Origin of the sequence: Pseudomonas lundensis (assembly GCF_015377145.2) — a bacterium.
GTDB classification, from domain to species: domain Bacteria; phylum Pseudomonadota; class Gammaproteobacteria; order Pseudomonadales; family Pseudomonadaceae; genus Aquipseudomonas; species Aquipseudomonas lundensis.
This window is the reverse complement of the sequence record NZ_CP062158.2, coordinates 1,249,306-1,273,309: the sequence shown is the minus strand read 5'-3', so window position 1 is coordinate 1,273,309 and position 24,004 is coordinate 1,249,306. Positions and strand designations below refer to the sequence as shown.

Sequence of the window (24,004 nt, the reverse complement as noted above, 5' to 3'; positions counted from 1 at the left end):
ACGTGTCCCACCTCTCGAAGCAGGATGTTCGCCATGATTCGTTTGCCTCTGGCCTCCGCCAGTTTGCTGGCCATTGCTATTTCACTCGCCGGTTGTGGCGACAAAGACCAAGAAAAAAACACAGCAGCTCCAGCCCCTGCCGCCGCAACGACTCAGGCAACACCGGCGGCTGACATCAGCGCGGTGAAAATCGACGAAGCCGCCGCCAAAGCCGTGGTAGCTCATTACGCCGACATGGTTCACGCCGTGTACAGCGACGCGCAAAGCACCGCGAAAAAACTGCAAACCGCCATCGATGCCTTCCTCGCCAACCCCAATGACGACACCCTGAAAGCCGCCAAGGCCGCGTGGGTTGAAGCGCGTGTGCCGTACCTGCAGAGCGAAGTATTCCGCTTCGGCAACACCATCATTGACGACTGGGAAGGTCAGGTGAACGCCTGGCCACTGGACGAAGGCCTGATCGACTACGTTGACGCCAGCTACGCTCACGCACTGGGCAACCCGGGCGCCAACGCCAACATCATCGCCAATACCCAGATCCAGGTGGGCGAAGACAAAGTCGACGTCACCGAAATCACCCCTGAAGTCCTGGCCAGCCTGAATGAACTGGGCGGCTCGGAAGCCAACGTAGCCACCGGCTACCACGCCATTGAATTCCTGCTGTGGGGCCAGGACCTGAACGGCACCGGCCCTGGCGCGGGCAACCGTCCCGCCTCTGACTACCTGGAAGGCCAAGGCGCCACCGGCGGCCACAACGACCGTCGTCGCGCGTACCTCAAAGCCGTGACCCAACTGCTGGTCAACGACCTGGACGAAATGGTCGGCAACTGGGCGCCCAACGTGCCGGACAACTACCGCGCCTCGCTGGAAGCCGAGCCGGTACAGAACGGTCTGCGCAAAATGCTGTTCGGCATGGGCAGCCTGTCGTTGGGCGAACTGGCGGGCGAGCGCATGAAAGTGTCGCTGGAAGCCAACTCCCCTGAAGACGAGCAAGACTGCTTCAGCGACAACACCCACTACTCGCACTTCTACGACGCCAAAGGCATCCGTAACATCTACCTGGGTGAGTACCTGCGTGCCGACGGCACCAAGATGACCGGCCCTAGCCTGTCCTCGCTGGTGGTGGTGGTTGACCCGGCGGCTGACGCAACGCTGAAATCCGACCTGGCCGACACCGAAGCCAAGATTCAGGTCATGGTGGATCGCGCTGCCAAGGGCGAGCACTACGACCAACTGATCGCCGCCGGTAACGAATCGGGCAATCAGGTGGTGCGCGATGCCATCGCCGCACTGGTCAAGCAGACCGGCGCCATCGAGCAGGCCGCCGGCAAGCTGGGCATCAGCGACCTGAACCCGGACAACGCCGATCACGATTTCTGATCCGCTGCGTCTGCGCGTATGACAAAAGGCGACCTGCGGGTCGCCTTTTCACGTGATGAGACGCCTTGACTGCCGTAAGTCAAACCAAACGCTAATTCCTCTTATTTCAATTCTCCTTCCCTGCTAGACTTTGTGCCCTCGATTTTGCTCGTAGAACTGGACGCTGATGCCTTCGTTGCCTCTTCGCCTGTCGCTGCTGCTCGTGGCCTTGGGCCTGGGCGGTTGTGACGATGCCCCGCGCTTTACCAAACCCGAGCCTGGCGAAGCCCGCTCCGGGGGAGCCACCACGGTGCGCAAAACCGACCAGAACGCCTTTTCCCTGCCGTCTGCCAACCTGGCACCCAGCCGGCGTCTGGACTTCAGTGTCGGTAACAGCTTCTTCCGCAGCCCATGGGTGATCGCGCCTTCGACCACCACCGCGCGCGACGGCCTCGGCCCGCTGTTCAATACCAATGCCTGCCAGAACTGCCATATCAAGGACGGTCGCGGCCATCCGCCCGCTCCCACTGCGAAAAACTCGGTGTCGATGCTGGTACGCCTGTCGATCCCGGATGACCCGACGTTTGCCACCCTGATCGAGCAAGCCGGTATTGTTCCCGAGCCTACCTATGGCGGCCAGTTGCAGGACATGTCGGTGCCCGGCGTCGTCCCGGAAGGCAAAGTGCGCGTCGACTACGAGCCGGTTTCCGTCCGGTTCAAGGACGGCACCGAAGTCGAGCTGCGCAAACCAGCCTTGCAGATCACCCAGTTGGGCTATGGCCCGATGCACCCGGACACCCGTTTTTCGGCACGCATTGCCCCGCCCATGATCGGCCTCGGGCTGCTCGAAGCCATCCCCGAAGCCGCGATCCTGGCCAATGCCAAAGACGACCACGCAGGCGGGGTGTCCGGGCGCCCCAATTGGGTCTGGGATGACGCGCAACAAAAAACGGTGTTGGGCCGATTTGGCTGGAAAGCCGGTCAACCGAACCTCAATCAACAAAATGTTCACGCCTTTTCTGGTGATATGGGGCTCACCACGTCTTTGAGACCCTTCGATGATTGCACCCAAGCCCAAACGGCATGCCTTGAAGCGCCCAATGGCAACGGCGCGGACGGCGAACCCGAAGTCAGCGACAACATTTTGCGCCTCGTGGAGTTCTATACCCGCAACCTCGCCGTGCCGGCACGCCGTGATGTCGGGGCGCCCGAGGTACTGGCCGGGAAAAACCTGTTCTACAAGGCCGGGTGCGTGGCGTGCCATACGCCCACCTTTACCACCGCACCCGACGCCGCCGAGCCCGAACTGGCCAATCAGGTGATTCACCCCTATAGCGACCTGCTGCTCCACGACATGGGCGAGGGCTTGGCCGACCACCGGACCGAGTTTGCCGCCAGTGGTCGCGAGTGGCGTACGCCGCCGCTGTGGGGGATCGGCTTGACCCAAAACGTCAGCGGCCATACCCAGTTTTTGCATGACGGTCGCGCCCGCAATCTGCTCGAAGCCGTGCTGTGGCATGGCGGCGAAGCCGAACCGGCGCGCCAGAACGTTTTACAGTTCAATGCCGAGCAGCGCGCTGCGTTGCTGGCGTTCCTGAATTCTCTTTAAACGCCTACACGATCGGGGACCCCGACATGTTTCGACCCAAGTTGTTGTTCACCAGCCTTGCCGCGTTAGCCCTGGGCGCGTGCGCCCCCCAGGACCCGCAAGCGGTTACCTCGGCTGCGATCGCCAAACAGGTAATCCTGCCCACCTACAGCCGCTGGGTAGACGCCGACCGTCAACTGGCCGTCAGTGCATTGGCCTATTGCCAGGGCAAGGAAACACTCGACACCGCGCGGGCCGATTACCTGCACGCACAGAAAGCCTGGGCCGAACTGCAACCCTTGCTGATCGGGCCACTGGCTGAAGGCAACCGTTCGTGGCAAGTCCAGTTCTGGCCGGACAAAAAAAATCTGGTCGGCCGTCAGGTCGAGCAACTGGTCATCGCCCAACCGCAAATTGATGCCGCCGCACTGGCCAAATCGAGCGTCGTGGTCCAGGGGTTGTCTGCTTATGAGTACATCCTGTTCGACAGCAAAATCGACCTCGCTGACGAGGCTACCAAAGCCCGTTACTGCCCGCTGCTGAGCGCCATTGGCGAACGTCAGAAGCAACTGGCCGAAGACATTCTGGCGAGCTGGAACAGCACTGACGGCATGCTGGCGCAAATGACCAAGTTCCCGAACCAGCGCTATGCCGACTCCCACGAAGCCATCGCTGACTTGCTGCGGGTTCAGGTCACTGCACTGGACACCCTGAAGAAAAAACTCGGCACGCCGATGGGCCGCCAGAGCAAAGGCATCCCGCAGCCCTTCCAGGCTGACGCATGGCGCAGCGAGTCGTCGCTCAAAAGCCTGGCCGCCAGCCTCGCCGCTGCCCGGACAGTGTGGGTCGGTGTCGACAACAAGGGCCTGCGCGGCCTGCTGCCTGCCGATCAAAAGCCGCTGGCTGACAAGATCGATGCGGCATACGACGCGTCGCTCAAACTGTTCAATGACAACACCCGGTCGCTCAATGAGCTGCTGGCTGACGACGCCGGCCGCGCTCAACTGGATGCGATCTACGACAGCCTGAACGTGGTTCACCGCCTGCACGAAGGCGAGCTGGCCAAAGCGTTGGGCATCCAGTTGGGCTTTAACGCCAACGACGGCGATTAATGAAGGAAGGTTCGATGATGCGCAGGCAAGCTTTGAAACTTGGCGGTTTACTGCTCAGCGCCGTCACGCTGGGCGGCTGGTCGCTGTTCAAACAGAAGGGCCAAAGCCCGCTGTTGCTCAGTGCCCGTGACGACGTCGACGGCAATCACTTCGCCGTCGGCTACACGCTCGACGGCACCCAGGTGTTCAATACCCAGGTCAAACAACGCTGCCACGACATCATCAACCACCCGACCCAGCCCATTGCGCTGTTCGTCGCCCGCCGCCCAGGCACCGAAAGCTACCTCATCAGCCTCAAGGACGGGGCGTTGCTGCAAACCCTCACGTCGCTGCCCAATCGTCACTTTTATGGCCATGCCGTGATTCACAAGGACGGCGAATGGCTCTACGCCACTGAAAACGACACGACCGATCCGGGCCGCGGGTTGCTGGGGGTTTACCGCTTTGAAGGCGAACGCCTGATTCACAGCGGGGAGATCCCGACCCATGGCGTCGGCCCGCATCAGGTGTCGTGGATGCCGGACGGCGAAACCCTGGTGGTGGCCAACGGCGGCATTCGTACCGAAGCCGAAAGCCGCGTCGAGATGAACCTCAACGCCATGGAGCCCAGCCTGGTACTGATGCAACGCGACGGCACCCTGCTGAGCAAAGAGACCTTGAGCCAGCAGATGAACAGTGTGCGGCACTTGGGCATTGCCAGCGATGGCACCGTGGTGGCCTGCCAGCAGTTCATGGGTGATGCGCACGAGTTGTCGGAGTTACTGGCGATCAAACGGCCGGGCCAGCCTTTCGAGCCTTTCCCTGTGGCTGAACAACAGCTGCGCGCCATGGGCCATTACACGGCCAGCGTCGCGGTGCACAGTGATCTTCGGTTGGTGGCCTTGACGGCGCCGAGGGGCAATCGGTTTTTTGTCTGGGATCTGGACAGCGGCGCGGTGCGCCTGGATGCGCCATTAGCGGATTGCGCGGGTGTAGCGGCGGTGAAGGACGGTTTTGTGGTGACTTCGGGGCAAGGCCGGTGCCGGTTCTATGATTGCCGACAACCGCAATTGACTGCCCAACCTCTGGATCTGCCAGCCGGGCTTTGGGACAACCATTTACACGTGATGTAAAGCAGACGCCGGATTAGCAATTGCCGTGGGAGCGCGTCGCCGGGGGTCGGTCCGGCGACTGCTATAGAACGCCTCTGACATGTTTTCAACTCTGTGGACGCAACCCCTGGGACATACCGAACATGAACAGCAGCAAGTCGTGATCGGGCTTGGCCACGCTCTCAACCTTGGCCACCCTCGGCAACGGGCAGTGATTGCCACTGAGGGTGGCGCTCAATACCTGTGGTCTGGGTTGCTCCCAGGCGGCCAGCGCCACTGACGCAATGGCCAGTGCAGCCAGCAAAAACAAACCTCGTGCAATTTCTCGCTTCATCACCGTAAACCTTTGATGGCGCTGCCAAACACCGTTTCGTAAAAGTAGATGAGTTTGCGCCAGTCGGTATCGCTCCACGACGAATGGCGTCGTAACTGTTTCAGATCGTGCGAGGCCGCTTTATAGGGCGTCAGACGTTGCCTGCATTTCTCCAGATCCAGCAGCGCGGCATCGACCTGAGCAGCCTGGGCGGTGCCCGTGACCCGCACAAAAACGTGTTTGATATAAAGGCATCCGTGCTGCCAGCGCCCCAAGTGCATGCGCGCCAGGTTCTGTGCAACGGCTTGAAGCACCCGGTCATGCACCGCTTCGCCGTACTGCTCGCGACCGCCGGCGGCGTACCAGTCTTGAATTTCGATATAACCGTCCAGCGCCGATGTGACCAACAAGGCACGCCATTGTTTGTCTTGCGCCTGTTTGGCGCCGCAAAACACCAACTCCGGCACATTCACCTTCAGTTCGCGCAACCCGAGCAGTGCATCACGTTCGCGCAGCACCGTCGGACGCCCCTGGGGGTAGCGCCAGCTGCGGTAAATATGACCCACTTGACGCTTGGCATAGAGCAACTTGCCATTCTCATGAATCCTTTGTACGCCACTCTCCCCGCCCCGCCGCCGGTTGGGTTCTTCAACCCATTCACCTTCTTGGCGCCAGTAATGTTCAAAGCAATCTTCAGTGGACATCGGGGGTTGCTGTACAAAAAAAACGGTCATGAGCTATCTCTTGCGTAATACGTAAATCCGCCACATCGCGTACAGCGGAATAAAATCCAGATGTTTCTGAATGGTGAAACCGGCCTTCTTGAACTCGTCCTCAACTGTAGCAACAGGTAACACAAATCGATTTTGGTAACCTTCCTGCACAGATGAAGCACCGCGTCGATGCTCAAGGCGCTTGCGTTTCCACGCCTTGAAATTGCCATCGACCCACAGGGAAATAATCACACTGTCGCGGCTAACACGATGAAACTCACGCAATAGAGCCATCCGATGACGGGCATCACCGATATGGTGGAGCAGGCGCATGCAAAAAATACTGTCGACCGCGTTGTCGGGCAGGTCGATGTCGAAAGCAGATGTCTGCAAACGGCGTACCCGTTTGACCACTTCGTCAGGTTGCGCCTTTGAAGCCACATCCAGCATAGACGCTGAATTGTCCGCGCCAATGATTTCACGATTATGTCTTTGCGCCAGCAACGGCCAAAAACGCCCCGCGCCGCAGGGCAAATCCAGCACCACTCCAGGATCACCGGCCAACGCCAGGGCATGGCGGGCCAATTGTTCGTCCCGGGCATGGGACAAGCGCCGTGCCAAACCGTTCTGGTGCTTTAACAGATAATTCGAGGCGTGTTGCTGGTCGTACTTTTCAGAAAATTTGAGTTTGATGGCGGGGCTCATGATGGCTCTCCTGAAGCGTGTAGCCATCACCTTAATCAGGCGGCTGTGAGCTTCAGGTCATCAACGAGTGAAAAAAACGTGGTGTAAACCCCGCAAGGGTTGCAAGGTTTTACAGGCTAGAAATAGTGGCGCAGGGCCACTTATCGACTAAAAGCTCTAGTTTTGCGACAGCCTGCAAGGCGCAACCCGTCGCAAAAAAGGCTCAATCCGAAGGATTGAGTTCAACGCGGAATCGGCATCCATTGGGCTCCATGGTGGTCAGCGTTACGCGCCAGCCCTGGCTGTCACAGATTCGCTGAACCAGCGACAACCCCAGCCCAAGCCCTTCTCCGCGTTTTTCGCTGCCGCGCACGAAGGGTTGGAACATCGCCTGACGTTTCTCTTCCGGGATCCCTACGCCGCTGTCTTCCACCACAAAACCGGTCGGTTCGAGGGTCAGGCGGATGAAACCGGTGTCGGTGTAATGCAAGGCATTACGCAGCAAGTTGCCCATCACTGCATGCAGAAAAGTCGCGTTGTAGAGCGTATCCAGAGGGTCGCCTGGCTGATAGATCAGTTCCAGCCCTTTGGCTTCGATAGGCCCGCGCCATAAGCTGATGAGGCCTTCAGCCACTGTCGAGAGGTTGACCTTGGGCGACATGCTGGCGTCCTCATGCTGCGCACGCGCCAGCATCAGGAAGGTCTGCACCAGTTCACGCATTTCTTCACACGCGCGGGAAATCCGCTCAACCTGCGAACGACTGCGCTGATCCAAGGCCGGGCTTTCGAGCAACAGCTCGCAGGAACTGGCCAGTACCATCAAGGGCGTACGCAATTCATGGCTGACGTCACTGGTAAACAGGCGTTCACGCGTGAGGGTGGCCCGCAGCCGGCCCAAGGTGGCGTCAAAAGCCACGGCCAGTTCCCCCACTTCGTCAGCGGCGTAATCGGGCGCCAGCGGCGGTGCCAGCCCAAGGAGCTGGTCGCGGTGACGCACCTGCCGTGCCAGCCTGACAACGGGAGCCATCACCCGGCGTGCCAGCACCCACCCCAGAAACACGGCCAGCGCCAGCGCCAGTACAAAGCCCACCAGCACCACGGCAAACAGCACCCGTTCGCGCTCTTCGAAATCACTCTGGTCTTGCAGCAATACGTAGCGACGCCCGTCCACCACTTCCACCATGGCGTGATACGACAGCTGATCGCGAAATACTTCGTGGAAGCCCGGCTCCAGATGTCGCAAATCCTTGGGCAAGGCGAAATCGCCGCGCCCGCCACTGTAATAAAACAGCTGATCCGGCTCGGGACGGTGGTTCCAATCCGCCACATTGTCCATCAGCAGCAGACGCTGCAAGTCGCCGCCCAGGCCCGCCGAAATGAGCTTCTCTTCCACCAGGTGCACGGTGGCCACGATGCCCATGGCGAACGTCCCCGCGACCAGCGCGCTCATCAGCGCAAACGCAATGATGATCCGCTGGGCGAGGCTTTGCTTAAACTCCATCGCGTGCCTCGGCGAGGCGATAGCCCACGCCATGCACGGTTTGCAGCAGCGGCTTGTCGAACGGTTTGTCGATCACTTGACGCAATTGATGAACGTGGCTGCGCAGGCTGTCACTGTCGGGGCAGTCATCGCCCCACAAGGCTTCTTCCAGTACTTCACGGCGCAACACGTGGGGGCTTTTTTGCATCAGCACCGCCAGCAGCTTGAGGCCCACCGGGTTGAGCTTGAGCAGGCGGCCCTGGCGGGTAACCTCAAGGGTGTCGAGGTCGTATTTCAGATCCGCCACTTGCAACTCGCGACGCCCGCCGCCCTGAGCACGGCGCAGCACGGCTTCGATGCGGGCCGCGAGTTCCGACAAGGCGAACGGCTTGAGCAGGTAATCGTCGGCTCCTGACTTGAACCCCTGCAAACGGTCGTCCAACTGATCCCGCGCGGTGAGCATGATGACCGGCGTATCGCGACGCGCATCTTCACGCAGGCGTTTGCACAAGGTGTAGCCATCAATGCCGGGCAACATGATGTCGAGCACGATCAGGTCGTAATGCTCGGTGGCTGCCAGATGCAGGCCTGACAAACCGTCTTGCGCGCAATCCACGGTATAGCCTTTAAGCCCCAGGTAATCAGCCAGATTGGCGAGGATATCGCGGTTGTCTTCAACCAATAGAATTCGCATGGGCACTTTCTCCGTACGCAGTTACGGCCGTCTTGGCCCGCGCAGCTTAGTGCGAACCACGCCGCAGGGCCAGCGCCACAAGGCGTTCTGGCTATTTAGTTGAGTGTCATCAAGGCTTAACATTTTTTTCACCTGCGGTTCACAAGTGGCCGACAGCCCCCTCAGCAGACTTGCGCACCCCACGGGTTTACGGAAAAACAACCATGCGTCTGCTGCACACCGCGCCAATGCGCTATCTCCTTCTGTTGACAGGCTGTTGGCTGGCAACCTTTCTCATGACCCGAAGCCTGTTGCTGGCCACCCATTGGGGGGAAGCGGGACACCAATGGCTGCCGGTAGTGGGCGTTGGCCTGGTCTACGACCTTGGGTTTTTGACTTACGCCGCGTTGCCTCTGGGCCTTTATCTGTTGTTGTGCCCGCCTGCGCTGTGGCGTCGACGGGGGCATCGCTGGTTTCTGCAAGGGTTACTGGGTGTCAGCATATTTGCCATGCTCTTCACGGCCGTGGCGGAGTGGTTGTTCTGGGACGAGTTCGGCGTGCGCTTCAATTTCATCGCTGTCGACTACTTGGTCTATTCAGATGAAGTGCTCAATAACGTGCTGGAGTCCTATCCAATAGGTGCTTTGCTCAGCGCCATTGCAGCGACGGCCATTGCCTTGTGCTTTGCTCTGCGCAAACCCTTCAATGCCGCCATGAATGCGCCACTGCCCACGGTGCGCACCCGCGTGGCCAGCTTCGCCGGTCTGGCGCTGCTTGCTGGCCTGAGCGCGCAACTGCTCGATCAAGACAACCCGCGTGGCCAAGGCGGCAATGCCTACCAGCACGAACTGGCAAGCAACGGGCCTTATCAATTTTTCGCGGCCTTTCGCAACAACGAGCTGGATTACTCGCAGTTCTACACCAGCTTGCCCGCTGAGGTGGTGGCCAAACAATTGCGCGCCGAGCTGACAGAGCCCAACGCGACGTTTGTGGGCAAAGACCCGCTGGATATCCGCCGCACGATCGACAACCCCGGGTCGCCCATCCAGCCCAATATTGTGCTGGTGACCATCGAAAGCTTGAGCGCCAAGTACTTGGGCAGCAACGGCGATGATCGCCAGCTCACGCCGAACCTTGACCGGTTGCGCCAAGAAAGCCTGTATTTCAATAACTTTTATGCCACCGGCACCCGCACCGATCGCGGCCTGGAAGCCATTACGCTGGCCATTCCACCGACACCGGGACGCTCCATCGTCAAACGTATTGGCCGGGAAAGCGGTTTTGCCAGCTTGGGCCAGCAACTCAACGCCGTCGGCTACGACAGTGTGTTTGTGTATGGCGGCCGTGGTTACTTCGACAACATGAATGCGTTTTTCAGCGGTAACGGCTACCGCGTGGTGGACCAAAGCAGCGTGAACGAAGCTGACATTCACTTCAAAAACGCGTGGGGCATGGCCGATGAAGACCTGTACCGCGAAACCCTGAAACTGGCCGATGCTGACTATGCGCAGAACAGGCCGTTTTTGTTGCAATTGATGACCACCTCAAACCACCGTCCTTATACGTACCCGGACAACCGAATCGATATCAAGTCGGGGAATGGCCGTGACGGCGCGGTGAAATACACTGACTACGCTATCGGCCAGTTCCTGAACGATGCCCGCAAGAAACCGTGGTTCGACAACACGATCTTCATCTTCGTGGCCGACCACACGGCGGGGAGCGCCGGCAAAGAAGACCTGCCGATCGCCAATTACCAGATCCCGCTGTTCATCTATGCACCCAAGCTGATCCAGGCCCGGGAAAGCGCACAACTGGCCAGCCAGATCGACCTGGCGCCGACCCTGCTCGGCCTGTTGAACATGGATTATCAGTCCACGTTTTTCGGCCGCAACCTGCTGCAAGATAACCCGCTGCCGCCACGGGTGGTGGTGGGCAACTACCAGCACCTGGGGCTTTTCGACGGCAACGATCTGGCGATTTTGAGCCCGCGCCAAGGCTTGCGTCGCCACGACCAGGCACTGACCGCCAGTGTTGAATCCCGCGTACCGGCCACTGATGCGCTGATTGAGCGGGCAATCACCTATTACCAGACCGCCAGTTATGGCTACAAACAGCAGTTATTGAGTTGGAAACCCGTACAGGCTGTGCCCGAACAGGTCACAAAACGCTAAAGCGAAAGCGCAGCTGCGTGCCTTAAAACGGCACGCAGCCGTGAGATCGCCTGACCACGGCAGCAGGTGTTCCCCACTTCAAGAGCATGTTGCGCCGCTAACGACCTGAACAGGGAGCCTTCCTAAAACCGCAGACAATAAAAAGCCCCGCCTGATTACTCAGGCGGGGCTTTTGCGTATCGGGGTAAGGCTGGCTTACATCATGCCGCCCATACCACCCATGCCGCCCATGTCTGGCATGCCGCCGCCAGCTGGTTTGTCTTCCTGGATCTCGGCGATCATCGCTTCAGTGGTGATCATCAGGCTGGCAATCGACGAAGCCGCTTGCAGAGCCGAACGGGTCACTTTAGCCGGGTCAAGGATACCCATTTCGATCATGTCGCCGTATTCGCCAGTGGCCGCGTTGTAACCGTAGTTACCCGAACCCTGCTTCACTTTGTCGACCACGACGCTTGGCTCGTCACCGGAGTTGGCAACGATCTGACGCAGAGGCGCTTCTACTGCACGACGCAGCAGCGCGATACCGACGTTTTGATCAGCGTTGTCGCCTTTAAGCTCAGAGATGGCCTGCAGAGCGCGAACCAGTGCCACGCCACCGCCAGGTACCACGCCTTCTTCAACGGCTGCACGGGTAGCGTGCAGGGCGTCTTCAACGCGGGCTTTCTTCTCTTTCATTTCAACTTCAGAACCGGCACCTACCTTGATCACAGCAACACCGCCGGACAGCTTGGCCAGACGCTCTTGCAGTTTTTCACGGTCGTAGTCAGAAGTGGTATCAGCCACTTGTGCACGGATCTGGGTCACACGTGCCTGGATGTCCGCATCGTTGCCAGCACCATCGATGATGGTGGTGTTTTCTTTGGACAGGATCACGCGCTTGGCGTTACCCAGGTGCTCCAGGGTGGTGCTTTCCAGGCTCAGGCCGATCTCTTCGGAGATAACGGTACCGCCCGTCAGAACGGCGATGTCCTGCAGCATGGCTTTGCGACGGTCGCCGAAGCCAGGTGCTTTTACGGCAGCGACTTTCACGATACCGCGCATGTTGTTCACAACCAGCGTCGCGAGGGCTTCGCCTTCAACGTCTTCGGCCACGATCAGCAGTGGACGGCCGGCTTTTGCAACGGCTTCCAGGACTGGCAGCATTTCGCGGATGTTGGAGATCTTTTTGTCAACCAACAGGATCAGCGGACCGTCCAGCTCAGCCACCATGGTGTCTGGCTTGTTCACGAAGTAAGGGGACAGGTAGCCGCGGTCAAACTGCATGCCTTCAACCACAGACAGTTCGTTTTCCAGGCCCGAGCCTTCTTCAACGGTGATCACGCCTTCTTTGCCGACTTTTTCCATGGCTTCGGCAATGATGTCGCCGATGGAGTTGTCGGAGTTGGCAGAGATAGTACCTACCTGAGCAATCGCTTTGCTGTCAGCGCAAGGCTTGGCCAGTTCACGCAGTTCTTTGACGATAGCGATGGTCGCTTTGTCGATACCGCGCTTGAGGTCCATCGGGTTCATGCCGGCAGCGACGGCTTTCAGGCCTTCGTTGACGATCGATTGAGCCAGAACGGTTGCAGTGGTAGTACCGTCACCAGCGTCGTCGTTGGCACGGGAAGCAACGTCTTTAACCAGTTGCGCGCCCATGTTTTCGAAGCGGTCTTTGAGCTCGATTTCTTTAGCAACGGACACGCCGTCCTTGGTGATGGTCGGAGCGCCGAAGCTCTTCTCGATGATCACGTTACGGCCTTTAGGGCCCAAGGTCGCTTTTACTGCGTCAGCCAGGACGTTGACACCGGCGAGCATTTTCTTACGGGCGGAATCGCCAAATTTAACTTCTTTAGCAGCCATGATCGTTCTTCCTTAAATACTGTGTAGTAACGGGAAAATGAGCGGGAAATCAGCCTTCGATAACAGCGAGAATCTCGTTCTCAGCCATTACCAACAGGTCTTCGCCGTCTACCTTCACGGTGTTGCTGCCGGAGTAAGGGCCGAACACGACTTTGTCACCCACTTTCACGGCCAGCGCACGCACTTCACCGTTGTCCAGAACTCGACCCGTGCCCACGGCGATCACTTCACCGCTGTTGGCTTTTTCGGCAGCCGAACCAGGCAGAACGATACCGCCAGCGGTTTTCTTTTCTTCTTCGCTGCGACGGATTACGACGCGGTCATGCAGAGGACGAAGCTTCATTGTCGATCTCTCCTAATTGTGGTGTTCATCGGCCGGTGTCATACCGGCTGGGTTTACAAGTCCGGAATTGCCGGGGGTGTTTCGCGGATAAGTGCTTGCTGTTGCCAGCAAAACCCTGCGGTGTCCGTTACATGAGGGCGACCGTGGTGATTACAAGGGTCGACCCATGATTTTTTTTGCGCGCTCCTGCGGCTAAAAACGAACACGGCACCGAAGTGCCGTGCTGTAAAAGCTGAAGCGTTTTACTTGTCGCGGTGCTCAAACTCACCTTCGATCACATTGGGTTCACGCCCCAAGGGCTGGTGTGTACCGGGACGCGCCGTGGCATCGAATTCATCCGCAAAGGCACGCTGGCGCATGGCTTGCTCTTCAGCGCGTTTGCGCAAGCGATTGACCAGCAGACCGCGAACCGGTGGCAGCAGCAACAGCAAACCGGCGATGTCGCTGATAAAGCCGGGCAGCACCAGCAAGCCACCGCCCAACGCCATCATCAAACCGTGGAGCATTTGTTCGGCAGGTAACTCGCCGCGATTCAAACTTTCGCGCGCGCTGAGTGCCGTCGCCAATCCGGCGACCCGCACCACAAGAATCCCCAGCATGGAGCCAGCAATGATCAGCAACAACGCGGGGAAAAAACCAATCGCGGTGCTGACCTTGAAAAAGACGTACAGCTCTAGCACGGGAAACAACAGAAAGAGCAATAGAAAAGCGCGCATCAAGTGATTCCTCTCCGGAAGAATATCTTCCAACTCAACCTAGATGACGGCGCTTGGCGCTGAATTCAAGGTCAGGCTGGCTGTTTTTTCGGCCATTCGCTGGCGCGGGCCAGAAGAACCAAGGCTTCGCGCGCTTGTATCGGGGTGTTGCAGCTCTCAGGAAAGCCTAGCCAATAAAGCCCCTCACCGATGCGCAAATGCATGCCCTCGCTGTCTATTCCGACCAGCACGGCAGGTGCGGTTTGCGGCAACCCGGCTAACTGCACGTAATGCTGAATGGCATTGGCATGGTCGTCGTTCATGTGCTCAACCATGCGCAGCTCGACCTGCCCGGCAAACGGGTTGGCCAACGTCACCTGATCCAGCCAGTGGATGGCACCAAACCCGCCGATATAACGATGGCGCACCGGTTTTAGCACCCAGAAATCAAAATCGTGGGCCGTGTGATAGCTGCGGGACTCGGGGAAGTAGCGGTAATAACGCTCGGCAGCCGCTTCAATGGCCGCCGCATCGGTCAACTGCTCGGCTTCGGCCATCACGGTCAAACGCCCTACAGCCTGTACATCCTCTGCCCCACGCTCGCCAACCATCAACGAGCACTTGGGGTCTTGACGCAGGTTATGGGTGTGTTGGGCAATGCGGCTGATGAGAATCAAGGGACGACCTTGATCGTCCAGGCAATACGGCACCACCGAGCCGAATGGGAAGCCCGGCATCGCCTTGGACTGCGTCGCCAGTGCTCCACGGTATTCCTTGAGCAGTAATTCTCGGGCATGCTTGGCAGCTTCAACGCTCAATCTGTGACTCCTTATAAAAAATCCGTCGAAAACGGACGAGTTCAGGGCATGCATTACACCCGCACTCAGGGCTGTATTTGATAGACGACCACTCCCCCGGCGTCGATCAAAGGCAGTGTAAGGAATCACTCCGATGAATTGCTGCCGAGGGCTGTCATGCAACTTAAAGACAAAGTAATCATTATCACTGGCGGTTGCCAAGGACTAGGTCGTGCCATGGCCGAGTATCTGGCGGCCAAAGGCGCAAAGCTGGCGCTGGTTGACCTGAACCCCGAAAAGCTCGAAGTCGCCGTAGCGGCCTGCCAGGCCCAAGGCGTCGAAGCCCGGGCCTATCTGTGCAACGTGGCGGATGAAGAGCAGGTCACCCAAACGGTGTCACAGATTGCCGATGACTTTGGTGCAATCCACGGCCTGATCAATAACGCCGGCATCCTGCGCGATGGCATGTTGCTCAAGGTTAAAGACGGCGAGATCACCAAGATGAGCCTGGCGCAGTGGCAGGCGGTGATTGATGTGAACCTGACCGGTGTGTTCCTGTGCACCCGTGAAGTCGCCGCCAAAATGGTTGAGCTGAACAATCAGGGGGCGATTATTAATATCTCGTCCATCTCACGGGCCGGCAACGTGGGTCAGACCAACTACTCGGCGGCCAAAGCTGGCGTAGCCGCTGCGACCGTGACCTGGGCCAAAGAGCTCGCTCGTTATGGCATTCGGGTCGCGGGCATTGCACCGGGCTTCATCGAAACTGAAATGACCCTGGGCATGAAACCGGAAGCCCTGGAGAAAATGACGTCGTTCATCCCGCTCAAGCGCATGGGCAAAGTCGAAGAAATCGCTCATTCAGCGGCTTATATCTTTGAAAACGACTACTACAGCGGCCGAATCCTGGAGCTGGATGGCGGGCTGCGAATTTAACCCGCGATTGCGCCGCGCCCGTCCGGGCAGTTGTTTCGGGCAATGCCATTCACGCAGCAAGCATTAGGCACCGAAACTGCCCATACAGGCAGTTTCGGCAGCCGATATGCCTAGGCTGACTGATTACCAGGTCACACCAAAACCTGCGGTGTAGCGGGTTTTGTTGAGTGTGTTATCAGTCCCGCTGCCACTGCCCACCAGGTCTTTCTCAGCTTTCAGGTTGAGGGAGGCCCATTCGGTGACTTTGTAACGCAAGCCGATTTCAGCCTCAAGGCTGTAATCCGAGGCACTGGCCAACGGTTTACCCACTTCGCCATTGGTGAACAGCGACACCGTCTTGCCCAGCAAATAACGGTTGTAGTCCCAACGCATGGCCAAGGAATAGAAGTTGTCTTTCTTGCCGTCTGAATATTCGTAATCCGTGCGGTTCACCAGTGAGCCCAGTGAAAACGCGCCAAGCTCGTCATCCCAGAACTGATAGCCAGGACCCGTACCCACGGTGCGCTGACGGGAGATATCTTCGACCTTGTCACGCTTGTACGTCAGGCGACCTTGCCAATACCACTTTTCATCAATGAAGTGGTCAAGGGCGTATTCAGCGCTCCAGTTATCCGTGGTGACCACATCGTTCTGGAACTCGCGGTTATATTCGCCTTCAGCGTGATGACGCCAGGCACCGTGACGGGCAGTGGTTTTAAAGTCGATGTCGTAGTCGTCGGTGTCTTTGTCGGCACGCTTGTAGTCGAGGGCCACATCTATATTGCCCTTCCAGACCAGATCTTCGATCACCGGTTTGGGCTTGATGATCTGTTGAATGCTTGCCAGGTCGACTGTTCTGGGGGCATCACCATTGGCCAGCGTGACCTTGCCGTCCTCGGCTGCTTTTAGCGATTTGGCTTTTTCGCCCGTGTACTCATCCTGTTTGACCAATAACTCCTGATCGCTCTCAAGGGTTTTAACCTCTTTCCAATCAATGGGAATGGCCCCCGCATATTTGGTTTGAATAAGTAACTTGCCGCCATCAAACACTTTGATCTTGCCGCTCAGGCGGTCGCCGTTTTTCAACCAGACCGTATCAGCAAGCAAAGGCGTGGACACATTCAACACAGCGAGGCATAACAGGGTTCTGGACAACATAAGCAGATGCGAAACTCAGGTTTGCGAAAGAATGCCGGCATTATCCAGATGGACACGCCCCAGGCAAAGAAAGACCGGCTGAAAAGGATGTAGTTCCTTCATTAGTCCAATTGACAGAAATGCCTTCAGCTATACACCCCAGCCAACTCGATAAAGAAACCTGACGTGAATTGCGACCCATCTCCCACTCAAACGCCAGCCGATATTCGGCGCGAAGCCCTCTATTCAACGCTGATGCAGGTGCCCGCAGGCTCTGTGGTGACGTACGGTCAGCTCGCCGGGCTGGCGGGCCTGGGCCGGGCAGCGCGGTGGGTCGGGCGCACACTCAGCCAGCTACCGGAAGGCTCGCGCTTGCCGTGGCACCGTGTCGTGGCCGCGGGCGGGCGTATCAGTTTGCCAGCAGGTTCGCGGTCAGGGGACGAGCAGCGCGCGCGGCTTCGCGATGAAGGGCTGAGCATTGTGAATAATCGCGTGGATATACAACGCCATGGCTGGCGCCCGATAGAGCACTGCGGTTAGAGTGCGCCCTTTGTTTCCGTAACCTGAGGCAGACTCCAGCCCATGCCCCGTAAAACCTGGCGCGCCGCGCTCGCTGCCTATGCCAGCCCCTCGACTCTTGTGCTGTTGTTGCTCGGTTTTGCCGCCGGCTTGCCGTACATGCTGGTGTTCTCAACGCTTTCCGTCTGGTTGCGCGAAGCCGGTGTGGCCCGCGAAACCATTGGTTATGCCAGCCTGATCGGCCTGGCATACGCTTTTAAGTGGGTGTGGTCACCCCTGCTCGACCAATGGCGCCTGCCCTTGCTGGGTAGGCTCGGCCGCCGCCGTTCGTGGCTGGTTCTGTCGCAGTCGCTGGTCATTCTGGGCCTGGTCGGCATGGGGTTCTGTGACCCGCAAAAACATCTGTCCTGGCTGATTGCCATTGCCGTAGTCGTGTCTTTTGCTTCGGCTACCCAAGACATTGCCGTCGACGCGTACCGCCTGGAGATTGCGGAAGACAGCCGTCAGGCCGCACTCGCCGCCAGCTACATGTCGGGCTATCGGGTAGCCGCCTTGCTGGCCACGGCCGGCGCCCTGTTTTTCGCGGAAGGATTCGGCTCCACCGGGTTTAACTACAAACACTCCGCCTGGACCGGCACCTACGTGCTGTTCGGGGTGCTGATGGTCCCGGCCCTGCTGACCACCTTTTTCATGCGCGAACCGCCCGTGCCCCTGCGCACGCAGTTGTCCGCCGGGCGATACGGCTTCGGCCATCAACTGGCATCGGTATTCGTACTGATTGTGCTGCTGGTCTCGTTCCCCGCGATGTTTACCCAGCTCTACAACACCGATTTCGCAAGTGTGCTCTTTGGTGACCAGACACCTCTTGATTTACTGCTGGAAGACCGAGCTTTTCTGCGTGCGATTCTTTACACCCTGCTGACCGCGATGTGCCTGTCGTCAATCGGACGACGCGGGTTGGCGCCCGTGCTTACCCCTGTAAACGACTTTATCGTGCGTTATCGGTGGCAAGCATTGTTGCTGCTCGGCCTGATCGCCACCTACCGCATGTCTGACACGGTCATGGGCGTCATGGCCAATGTGTTCTATATCGACCAGGGCTTTACCAAGGATCAGATTGCCGGGGTCAGCAAGATTTTCGGCCTGATCATGACCCTCGTGGGCGCAGGCATGGGCGGCCTGCTGATCGTGCGCTTCGGTATCTTGCCGATCCTGCTCATTGGCGGCGCGGCGTCGGCCGGGACGAACCTGCTGTTCATGCTGCTGGCCGACATGGGCCCGAACTTGCAGATGCTGATTGTCACGATTTCACTCGACAACTTCAGCTCCGGCCTCGCCACGTCGGCGTTCGTGGCCTACCTGTCGAGCCTGACCAACCTCAAGTTTTCCGCCACTCAATACGCGCTGCTCAGTTCCATCATGCTGCTGCTGCCGCGTCTGATGGGGGGTTACTCCGGCGTTCTGGTCGAGAAGTTCGGCTACCACAACTTCTTCATCATTACGGCGGTGATGGGCATCCCCACGCTGCTGCTGATCAGCCTGCACTGGTATCAAGAGAGCCGCCGCGCACGGCAAAAACCGCCTGTCGACCTCCAAAAAGCCCCGTAAACACTCGGGGGAGCCAGCCTCCCCCGCCCGGCCTGTACGCAAGCACATCTCGCCCGTACAATGCCCAGTCATTTCTAGTCATCAGCAACGGCACCGGCTAACCATGCGCACCAGTCAATATTTGCTCGCCACACAAAAAGAAACGCCATCGGACGCGGTCGTTATCAGCCATCAGCTGATGCTGCGCGCAGGCATGATTCGCAAACTTGCTTCCGGCCTGTACACCTGGCTGCCCATGGGCCTGCGCATCATGCGCAAGGCCGAAGCCATTGTTCGTGAAGAAATGAACGCTGCAGGCGCTCTGGAAGTGCTGATGCCGAGCATCCAACCGGCCGAACTGTGGCAAGAATCCGGGCGCTGGGAAGAGTACGGCCCCGAGCTGCTGCGCCTTAAAGACCGTCATGGCCGTGAGTTCTGCGTGGGCCCGACCCATGAAGAAGTGATCACCGATCTATGCCGCAACGAGTTGAACAGCTACAAACAGCTGCCTATCAACCTGTATCAGATCCAGACCAAGTTCCGTGACGAAATCCGTCCACGTTTCGGCTTGATGCGCGGCCGTGAATTCATCATGAAGGACGCGTACTCCTTCCACGCAGACGACGCCTCGCTGCAGGTCACTTACGACCGCATGCATCAAGCGTACTGCAACGTGTTTACTCGTCTGGGCCTCAAATTCCGTCCGGTTGAAGCCGATAACGGCTCCATTGGCGGCGCCGGCTCCCACGAGTTCCACGTACTGGCTGAATCGGGCGAAGACGACATCGTGTTCAGCAACGGCTCTGACTACGCGGCCAACATTGAAAAAGCCGAAGCCATCCCAACTGAAACCGTGCGCCCGGCTGCCACTGAAACGCTGCGCCTGGTGGACACCCCGGACGCCAAAACCATTCAGCAATTGGTCGAAGGCCATGGCCTGGCGATTGAAAAAACCGTCAAGACCCTGATCGTCCACGCTGCCGAAGAAGGCAAGCTGATTGCGCTGGTCATCCGTGGCGACCACGAACTGAACGAAATCAAAGCGTCCAACCACCCGCTGGTGGCCAGCCCGCTGGTCATGGCGGGCGATGCCGAACTGCGCGAGGCCATCGGTGCCGGTGCAGGCTCGCTGGGCCCGATGAACCTGCCATTGCCTTGCATCATCGATCGCTCGGTCGAAATGATGAGCGACTTCGCCGTGGGCGCGAACATCGACGACAAGCATTACTTCGGCGTGAACTGGGAGCGTGATCTGCCAGTACCGACGGTTGCCGACCTGCGTAACGTCGTGGCGGGCGACCCGAGCCCGGACGGCAAAGGCACGCTGGAAATTAAGCGCGGCATCGAAGTGGGGCACATTTTCCAGCTGGGCACCAAGTACAGCGAAGCCATGAAATGTCAGGTGCTGGGCGAGAACGGCAAGCCGGTCACGCTGAGCATGGGCTGCTACGGCATTGGCGTGTCGCGCGTGGTTGCCGCTGCCATCGAGCAGAACAACGACGAGCGCGGCATTATCTGGAGCGATGCGTTGGCGCCGTTCCAGGTGGCGCTGGTGCCGCTGCGTTACGAAACCGAAGCGGTGCGCGAAGCCACTGACACCCTGTATGCCCAACTGACAGCGGCAGGCTTTGAAGTGCTGCTGGATGATCGCGACAAGAAAACCAGCCCCGGCATCAAGTTTGCCGACATGGAACTGATCGGCATCCCGCACCGCATCGTAGTCAGCGACCGTGGCCTGGCCGAAGGCAACCTGGAGTACAAGAGTCGCACCGAAGCAGAGCCGCAAGCCCTGCCCGTGGCTGACGTCCTGGCCTTCCTTCAGGCACGCATCCGTCGCTGAACCCGAATATAGAGACGCCATGTTCAATCGAAGTACCTTAACCCTCGGGGGCGCCGCCATGTGCGGCGCCCTGCTGTTGAACGGCTGTGCCAACCACATGTCGCAACGCAGCGAGCACGAGGAGCGCATCGAGCGCAAACTGCTGTCCCACAGCCTGCTCATCGATGTGGGTTCGCCGGCTGTTCTGGAGTTGCCGCAACGTCGTGTGCGCATCAACGAGCAAAAGACCTTCGAAGTCACCGAGTTCGATGTCACCCGCCGTTACGACCGCTACACCCCTTACCAGCCCTGGAGAGAAATCTACGAGGTGCCATTGGGGGCTGTGGCAGTGGTTGCGGGGGTCGGCGCCAATGTGCTGAACATCTTCATGTTCGGGCAATTGCCGGACAGCGTCACCAGAGACTGGCTCAGCTATGGCGTTGACGGGCTGAATCCGGCCATGAACGTGCAATCCAATGGCCGGGCCCAACAGAGCCTGGCCGGGATCGAAGACGTCCAGCGCGATTCTCGTCTGGAGTATTCCAGCCTGCCGTGGGCTGAACGTCCCGTAGCGGTGACAGCGGGCAAACAGACCCACGAACTGACCACTGACCGCAATGGCGTGTTACGCCTCAACCTGCTGGACGGCCCTTTTGCCGAACAGGATCTCAACCACGTCGGCAAATTGACGATCACGGTAGAGGACGCACAGGACGAGACGCACTCCGACTCAACCCTCTCAATCAGCAGCCACTTGCGCGGCAAACTGCTGGAAGCGCACAACCTGATCTTCGACGACCTTGAGGGTGACGATGTCAACCAATGGGTGCATCGGGTCAAACGCTTGTCTGAGTTAGGCCTTGAAGAAGAAGCCAGCGAACTGGAACAGAGCCTGATCGAACTCACACGCAACGATCCTGAGTTGCAGCGTGAATTCCTTCAGTCTCTGACCAAAAACGCCGGTCGGCTGGTCGCAGACCCCGGCGTAAGTTGAGGGGCGCGCTACGAGCGCCCGTCAAATAACTCCAACTGCTCAAACCCGGTACTCAAATCCTGCAAGCGCACGCCAAGCCCGAGCAATCGAACGGGTTTGGCGCCGCGCGCAAAGGCCTGACTCAACAGGCCCTGATAACTCTCCAGATCCCTTCCGGCCCCCGACTGCTCAAGCGTGGTCTGGGTGAAATCGTGAAACTTCACTTTGACGAACGGCTTGCCCGGACGGTAACTCGCGTCCAGCCGCCCGATACGCCCATTCAAGGTGTCGAGCAGTTCCGGGAGTTTTTCCAGGCAGGTCGCCAGATCCGGCAAGTCGACGTCGTAGGTGTTTTCAACACTCACGGACTGACGGCGACTGTCGCTGTGCACCAGGCGCTCATCAATGCCTCGCGCCAGCCCCCACAACCGCTCACCAAAGCTGCCGAATTCACGCACCAGCGCCAGCTTGCTCCAATCGCGCAATTGCAGGCAGGTCTCGATCCCCAGCCGCGCCAGCTTGTCGGCGGTCACCTTGCCTACGCCATGCAGCTTGTTGACCGGTAGCGCAGAGACAAAATCGTCCACTTGATCTGGGGTAATCACAAATAACCCGTTGGGCTTGCGCCAGTCACTGGCGATTTTTGCCAGAAACTTGTTAGGCGCCACCCCGGCCGAGACCGTGATGTGCAACTGATTGGAAACTCTGCGCCGGATATCCTGAGCAATGCGCGTGGCACTGCCGGCGAAGTGCGGACTGTCCGACACATCCAGATAAGCCTCATCCAGCGATAACGGCTCAATCAACTCGGTGTAATCGCGCAGGATGCCGTGAATCTCGCGGGATGCTTCTTTATAAGCGTCCATCCGCCCATGCACGATCACCAGATCCGGACACAGCTTCAGCGCATGCCGCGAGGACATGGCCGATCGCACCCCATAAGCCCGCGCTTCATAGTTGCACGTTGAGATCACGCCCCGCCGATCTGCTGAGCCTCCGACCGCCATAGGCTTGTTTGCCAGGCTCGGATCATCACGCATCTCAATGGCGGCGTAGAAACAGTCACAGTCGACATGAATGATTTTTCGCTGCGTCATGTGGGGCGGCGTTCTTTCTAAGGTTCAAAGCGGGCCGCCAGTATGTCATCCGCAACTGTATATAGCACCAGTAGTCTTCAGCATCCCCGACCAGCGTGGTTCTACAGCGGCACATATTTATTTCCCCTATCGAACTCACCCCTTTAATAGAGCAAACTCCCATACCACGTGGCCTGCAGACCCTCATATAACTTCAATCACGGCCTAACCAATTGAACCAGAACACTTTTTTCTAAATTAACGTTTGACACATGCGCGTATCGCTGTAGAATCCGCCCCACAGACGCGGGATGGAGCAGTCTGGTAGCTCGTCGGGCTCATAACCCGAAGGTCGTCGGTTCAAATCCGGCTCCCGCAACCAAACATCGAAGAAGGCCACTTGAAAAAGTGGCCTTTTTTGTGCGCGTCAGTTTCTGCGTACCCTGCGGCGCCCGGCATTACTCATTTCGTTCCCGCGCTTGATTCACGCAGACAACCAACAGCATTTCATCTAATTGCCTGCATTTATGCATTAAAGGTTGACTCCTCAGCTCATCACTGTAGAGTGCGCCCCACAGACGCGGGATGGAGCAGTCTGGTAGCTCGTCGGGCTCATAACCCGAAGGTCGTCGGTTCAAATCCGGCTCCCGCAACCAAACATCGAAGAAGGCCACTTGAAAGAGTGGCCTTTTTTGTGCGCGTCTACTTTTACCCTTACCGTCACGCAAACCCGTCTAATTCGACCGCAGAGTCAATTAGACGTTGACACATTTGAGTTCCTCTGTAGAATGCGCCCACACAGACGCGGGATGGAGCAGTCTGGTAGCTCGTCGGGCTCATAACCCGAAGGTCGTCGGTTCAAATCCGGCTCCCGCAACCAAACATCGAAGAAGGCCACTTGAAAGAGTGGCCTTTTTTGTGTGCGCTCAAAAAGTGAGCGGCAGACGTTTATTGACAATAAACGACATATTTCTGAAAGTTCGCCCGCCTATGCTCAATCCCCACGACGCCCCTCTTTTCAAGCTCGCAACCTGAACCTCAGGCAAACGGCTGAAAGTATTTCAAAATATTTTAACCAAAAGGATTGGTAACTTGAGTCGATGCATCCATCCTATCG

21 protein-coding genes and 3 tRNA genes are annotated in these 24,004 nt (G+C 58.4%); 13 read left to right on the top strand and 11 right to left on the bottom strand.

Translation table 11 applies throughout. The annotated features are described in order from the left end of the window. Positions 1-33 precede the first annotated feature (33 nt). The 4 genes from IF654_RS06250 to IF654_RS06235 all read left to right on the top strand — a co-directional run bounded on the left by IF654_RS06250 (position 34) and on the right by IF654_RS06235 (position 5,171). Positions 34-1,380, top strand: a complete 1,347-nt coding sequence (locus IF654_RS06250; RefSeq protein WP_194862662.1) for an imelysin family protein — start codon at positions 34-36, stop codon at positions 1,378-1,380. A 166-nt stretch (positions 1,381-1,546) separates the two neighbouring features. Beyond that, positions 1,547-2,968 (top strand): di-heme oxidoreductase family protein, encoded by a 1,422-nt coding sequence (locus IF654_RS06245; protein ID WP_070413715.1) that lies wholly within the window; start codon positions 1,547-1,549, stop codon positions 2,966-2,968. Positions 2,969-2,994: 26 nt separating this feature from the next. Beyond that, positions 2,995-4,059 (top strand): imelysin family protein, encoded by a 1,065-nt coding sequence (locus IF654_RS06240; RefSeq protein ID WP_047274198.1) that lies wholly within the window; start codon positions 2,995-2,997, stop codon positions 4,057-4,059. 14 nt (positions 4,060-4,073) lie between these two features. Further along, the gene (locus IF654_RS06235; protein WP_047282314.1) at positions 4,074-5,171 is read left to right on the top strand and encodes a DUF1513 domain-containing protein; all 1,098 of its coding nucleotides are present in this window, start codon (positions 4,074-4,076) and stop codon (positions 5,169-5,171) included. 85 nt (positions 5,172-5,256) lie between these two features. Here IF654_RS06235 and IF654_RS06230 read toward each other — a convergent pair whose 3' ends face one another. The 5 genes from IF654_RS06230 to colR form a co-directional block, all read right to left on the bottom strand. Next, positions 5,257-5,484 (bottom strand): hypothetical protein, encoded by a 228-nt coding sequence (locus IF654_RS06230; protein WP_047274194.1) that lies wholly within the window; start codon positions 5,482-5,484, stop codon positions 5,257-5,259. Continuing rightward, the gene (locus IF654_RS06225; protein ID WP_047274191.1) at positions 5,484-6,197 is read right to left on the bottom strand and encodes a lipopolysaccharide kinase InaA family protein; all 714 of its coding nucleotides are present in this window, start codon (positions 6,195-6,197) and stop codon (positions 5,484-5,486) included. Before IF654_RS06225 ends, IF654_RS06230 begins: the two co-directional genes overlap by 1 nt. A 3-nt stretch (positions 6,198-6,200) precedes the next feature. Then, positions 6,201-6,881 (bottom strand): class I SAM-dependent methyltransferase, encoded by a 681-nt coding sequence (locus IF654_RS06220; RefSeq protein WP_194862663.1) that lies wholly within the window; start codon positions 6,879-6,881, stop codon positions 6,201-6,203. Positions 6,882-7,083: 202 nt separating this feature from the next. Next, the gene (locus IF654_RS06215) at positions 7,084-8,361 is read right to left on the bottom strand and encodes a sensor histidine kinase (protein ID WP_047278621.1); all 1,278 of its coding nucleotides are present in this window, start codon (positions 8,359-8,361) and stop codon (positions 7,084-7,086) included. Continuing rightward, on the bottom strand, positions 8,351-9,034 hold the full coding sequence (gene colR, locus IF654_RS06210; protein WP_047274185.1) for a two-component system response regulator ColR: 684 nt from the start codon (positions 9,032-9,034) through the stop codon (positions 8,351-8,353). Before colR ends, IF654_RS06215 begins: the two co-directional genes overlap by 11 nt. Positions 9,035-9,237: 203 nt before the next feature. Here colR and IF654_RS06205 point away from each other — a divergent pair, with 203 nt between their 5' ends. Next, positions 9,238-11,187: an LTA synthase family protein gene (locus IF654_RS06205; RefSeq protein WP_047282313.1), complete on the top strand. Its 1,950-nt coding sequence runs from the start codon at positions 9,238-9,240 to the stop codon at positions 11,185-11,187. Positions 11,188-11,382: 195 nt separating this feature from the next. On the opposite strand, the gene groL is transcribed toward IF654_RS06205, so the two are convergent. The 4 genes from groL to IF654_RS06185 all read right to left on the bottom strand — a co-directional run bounded on the left by groL (position 11,383) and on the right by IF654_RS06185 (position 14,882). Beyond that, positions 11,383-13,026: a chaperonin GroEL gene (gene groL / locus IF654_RS06200; RefSeq protein WP_047274181.1), complete on the bottom strand. Its 1,644-nt coding sequence runs from the start codon at positions 13,024-13,026 to the stop codon at positions 11,383-11,385. Positions 13,027-13,075: 49 nt separating this feature from the next. Then, positions 13,076-13,369, bottom strand: coding sequence for a co-chaperone GroES (locus IF654_RS06195; protein ID WP_016779794.1), 294 nt, complete (start codon positions 13,367-13,369; stop codon positions 13,076-13,078). A gap of 242 nt (positions 13,370-13,611) precedes the next feature. Continuing rightward, positions 13,612-14,085: an FxsA family protein gene (locus IF654_RS06190; protein ID WP_047274179.1), complete on the bottom strand. Its 474-nt coding sequence runs from the start codon at positions 14,083-14,085 to the stop codon at positions 13,612-13,614. 71 nt (positions 14,086-14,156) lie between these two features. Further along, positions 14,157-14,882 carry a HugZ family pyridoxamine 5'-phosphate oxidase gene (locus IF654_RS06185; protein ID WP_083334096.1) on the bottom strand — a complete coding sequence of 242 codons (726 nt, stop codon included), beginning with the start codon at positions 14,880-14,882 and terminating at the stop codon, positions 14,157-14,159. Positions 14,883-15,038: 156 nt separating this feature from the next. Here IF654_RS06185 and IF654_RS06180 point away from each other — a divergent pair, with 156 nt between their 5' ends. Next, positions 15,039-15,797 carry an SDR family oxidoreductase gene (locus IF654_RS06180; protein WP_047274175.1) on the top strand — a complete coding sequence of 253 codons (759 nt, stop codon included), beginning with the start codon at positions 15,039-15,041 and terminating at the stop codon, positions 15,795-15,797. 123 nt (positions 15,798-15,920) lie between these two features. On the opposite strand, the gene IF654_RS06175 is transcribed toward IF654_RS06180, so the two are convergent. Then, the gene (locus IF654_RS06175) at positions 15,921-16,934 is read right to left on the bottom strand and encodes a DUF481 domain-containing protein (protein WP_047281158.1); all 1,014 of its coding nucleotides are present in this window, start codon (positions 16,932-16,934) and stop codon (positions 15,921-15,923) included. A 165-nt stretch (positions 16,935-17,099) separates the two neighbouring features. Between IF654_RS06175 and IF654_RS06170 the strand changes: the two genes are divergently transcribed. The 4 genes from IF654_RS06170 to IF654_RS06155 all read left to right on the top strand — a co-directional run bounded on the left by IF654_RS06170 (position 17,100) and on the right by IF654_RS06155 (position 21,832). Beyond that, a complete protein-coding gene (locus tag IF654_RS06170; protein WP_070413720.1) occupies positions 17,100-17,453 on the top strand; it encodes an MGMT family protein in 354 nt (117 codons plus the stop codon). Between the two features lie 42 nt (positions 17,454-17,495). Then, positions 17,496-19,040 (top strand): AmpG family muropeptide MFS transporter, encoded by a 1,545-nt coding sequence (locus IF654_RS06165; RefSeq protein ID WP_047274169.1) that lies wholly within the window; start codon positions 17,496-17,498, stop codon positions 19,038-19,040. 103 nt (positions 19,041-19,143) lie between these two features. Beyond that, entirely contained in the window at positions 19,144-20,859 is a 1,716-nt protein-coding gene (locus IF654_RS06160; protein ID WP_194862664.1) for a proline--tRNA ligase, read from the top strand. 19 nt (positions 20,860-20,878) lie between these two features. Continuing rightward, entirely contained in the window at positions 20,879-21,832 is a 954-nt protein-coding gene (locus tag IF654_RS06155; protein ID WP_047274165.1) for a hypothetical protein, read from the top strand. Between the two features lie 8 nt (positions 21,833-21,840). Here IF654_RS06155 and dinB read toward each other — a convergent pair whose 3' ends face one another. Next, complete coding sequence (gene dinB, locus IF654_RS06150) at positions 21,841-22,908, bottom strand: DNA polymerase IV (protein WP_047274163.1); 1,068 nt, start codon at positions 22,906-22,908, stop codon at positions 21,841-21,843. 284 nt (positions 22,909-23,192) lie between these two features. Here dinB and IF654_RS06145 point away from each other — a divergent pair. From IF654_RS06145 to IF654_RS06135, 3 genes are all read left to right on the top strand, one after another. Further along, a tRNA-Met gene (locus tag IF654_RS06145) sits at positions 23,193-23,269 on the top strand. 197 nt (positions 23,270-23,466) lie between these two features. After that, positions 23,467-23,543, top strand: a tRNA-Met gene (locus tag IF654_RS06140). A gap of 147 nt (positions 23,544-23,690) precedes the next feature. Continuing rightward, positions 23,691-23,767 (top strand) — tRNA-Met (locus IF654_RS06135). The last annotated feature ends 237 nt before the right edge of the window (positions 23,768-24,004 follow it).

Coding starts and splice junctions, on each gene's coding strand:
- IF654_RS06250 (WP_194862662.1), top strand. CDS start 34: ATGATTCGTTTGCCTCTGGCCTCCGCCAGTTTGCTGGCCATTGCTATT.
- IF654_RS06245 (WP_070413715.1), top strand. CDS start 1,547: ATGCCTTCGTTGCCTCTTCGCCTGTCGCTGCTGCTCGTGGCCTTGGGC.
- IF654_RS06240 (WP_047274198.1), top strand. CDS start 2,995: ATGTTTCGACCCAAGTTGTTGTTCACCAGCCTTGCCGCGTTAGCCCTG.
- IF654_RS06235 (WP_047282314.1), top strand. CDS start 4,074: ATGATGCGCAGGCAAGCTTTGAAACTTGGCGGTTTACTGCTCAGCGCC.
- IF654_RS06230 (WP_047274194.1), bottom strand. CDS start 5,484: ATGAAGCGAGAAATTGCACGAGGTTTGTTTTTGCTGGCTGCACTGGCC.
- IF654_RS06225 (WP_047274191.1), bottom strand. CDS start 6,197: ATGACCGTTTTTTTTGTACAGCAACCCCCGATGTCCACTGAAGATTGC.
- IF654_RS06220 (WP_194862663.1), bottom strand. CDS start 6,881: ATGAGCCCCGCCATCAAACTCAAATTTTCTGAAAAGTACGACCAGCAA.
- IF654_RS06215 (WP_047278621.1), bottom strand. CDS start 8,361: ATGGAGTTTAAGCAAAGCCTCGCCCAGCGGATCATCATTGCGTTTGCG.
- colR (WP_047274185.1), bottom strand. CDS start 9,034: ATGCGAATTCTATTGGTTGAAGACAACCGCGATATCCTCGCCAATCTG.
- IF654_RS06205 (WP_047282313.1), top strand. CDS start 9,238: ATGCGTCTGCTGCACACCGCGCCAATGCGCTATCTCCTTCTGTTGACA.
- groL (WP_047274181.1), bottom strand. CDS start 13,026: ATGGCTGCTAAAGAAGTTAAATTTGGCGATTCCGCCCGTAAGAAAATG.
- IF654_RS06195 (WP_016779794.1), bottom strand. CDS start 13,369: ATGAAGCTTCGTCCTCTGCATGACCGCGTCGTAATCCGTCGCAGCGAA.
- IF654_RS06190 (WP_047274179.1), bottom strand. CDS start 14,085: ATGCGCGCTTTTCTATTGCTCTTTCTGTTGTTTCCCGTGCTAGAGCTG.
- IF654_RS06180 (WP_047274175.1), top strand. CDS start 15,039: ATGCAACTTAAAGACAAAGTAATCATTATCACTGGCGGTTGCCAAGGA.
- IF654_RS06175 (WP_047281158.1), bottom strand. CDS start 16,934: ATGTTGTCCAGAACCCTGTTATGCCTCGCTGTGTTGAATGTGTCCACG.
- IF654_RS06165 (WP_047274169.1), top strand. CDS start 17,496: ATGCCCCGTAAAACCTGGCGCGCCGCGCTCGCTGCCTATGCCAGCCCC.
- IF654_RS06160 (WP_194862664.1), top strand. CDS start 19,144: ATGCGCACCAGTCAATATTTGCTCGCCACACAAAAAGAAACGCCATCG.
- IF654_RS06155 (WP_047274165.1), top strand. CDS start 20,879: ATGTTCAATCGAAGTACCTTAACCCTCGGGGGCGCCGCCATGTGCGGC.
- dinB (WP_047274163.1), bottom strand. CDS start 22,908: ATGACGCAGCGAAAAATCATTCATGTCGACTGTGACTGTTTCTACGCC.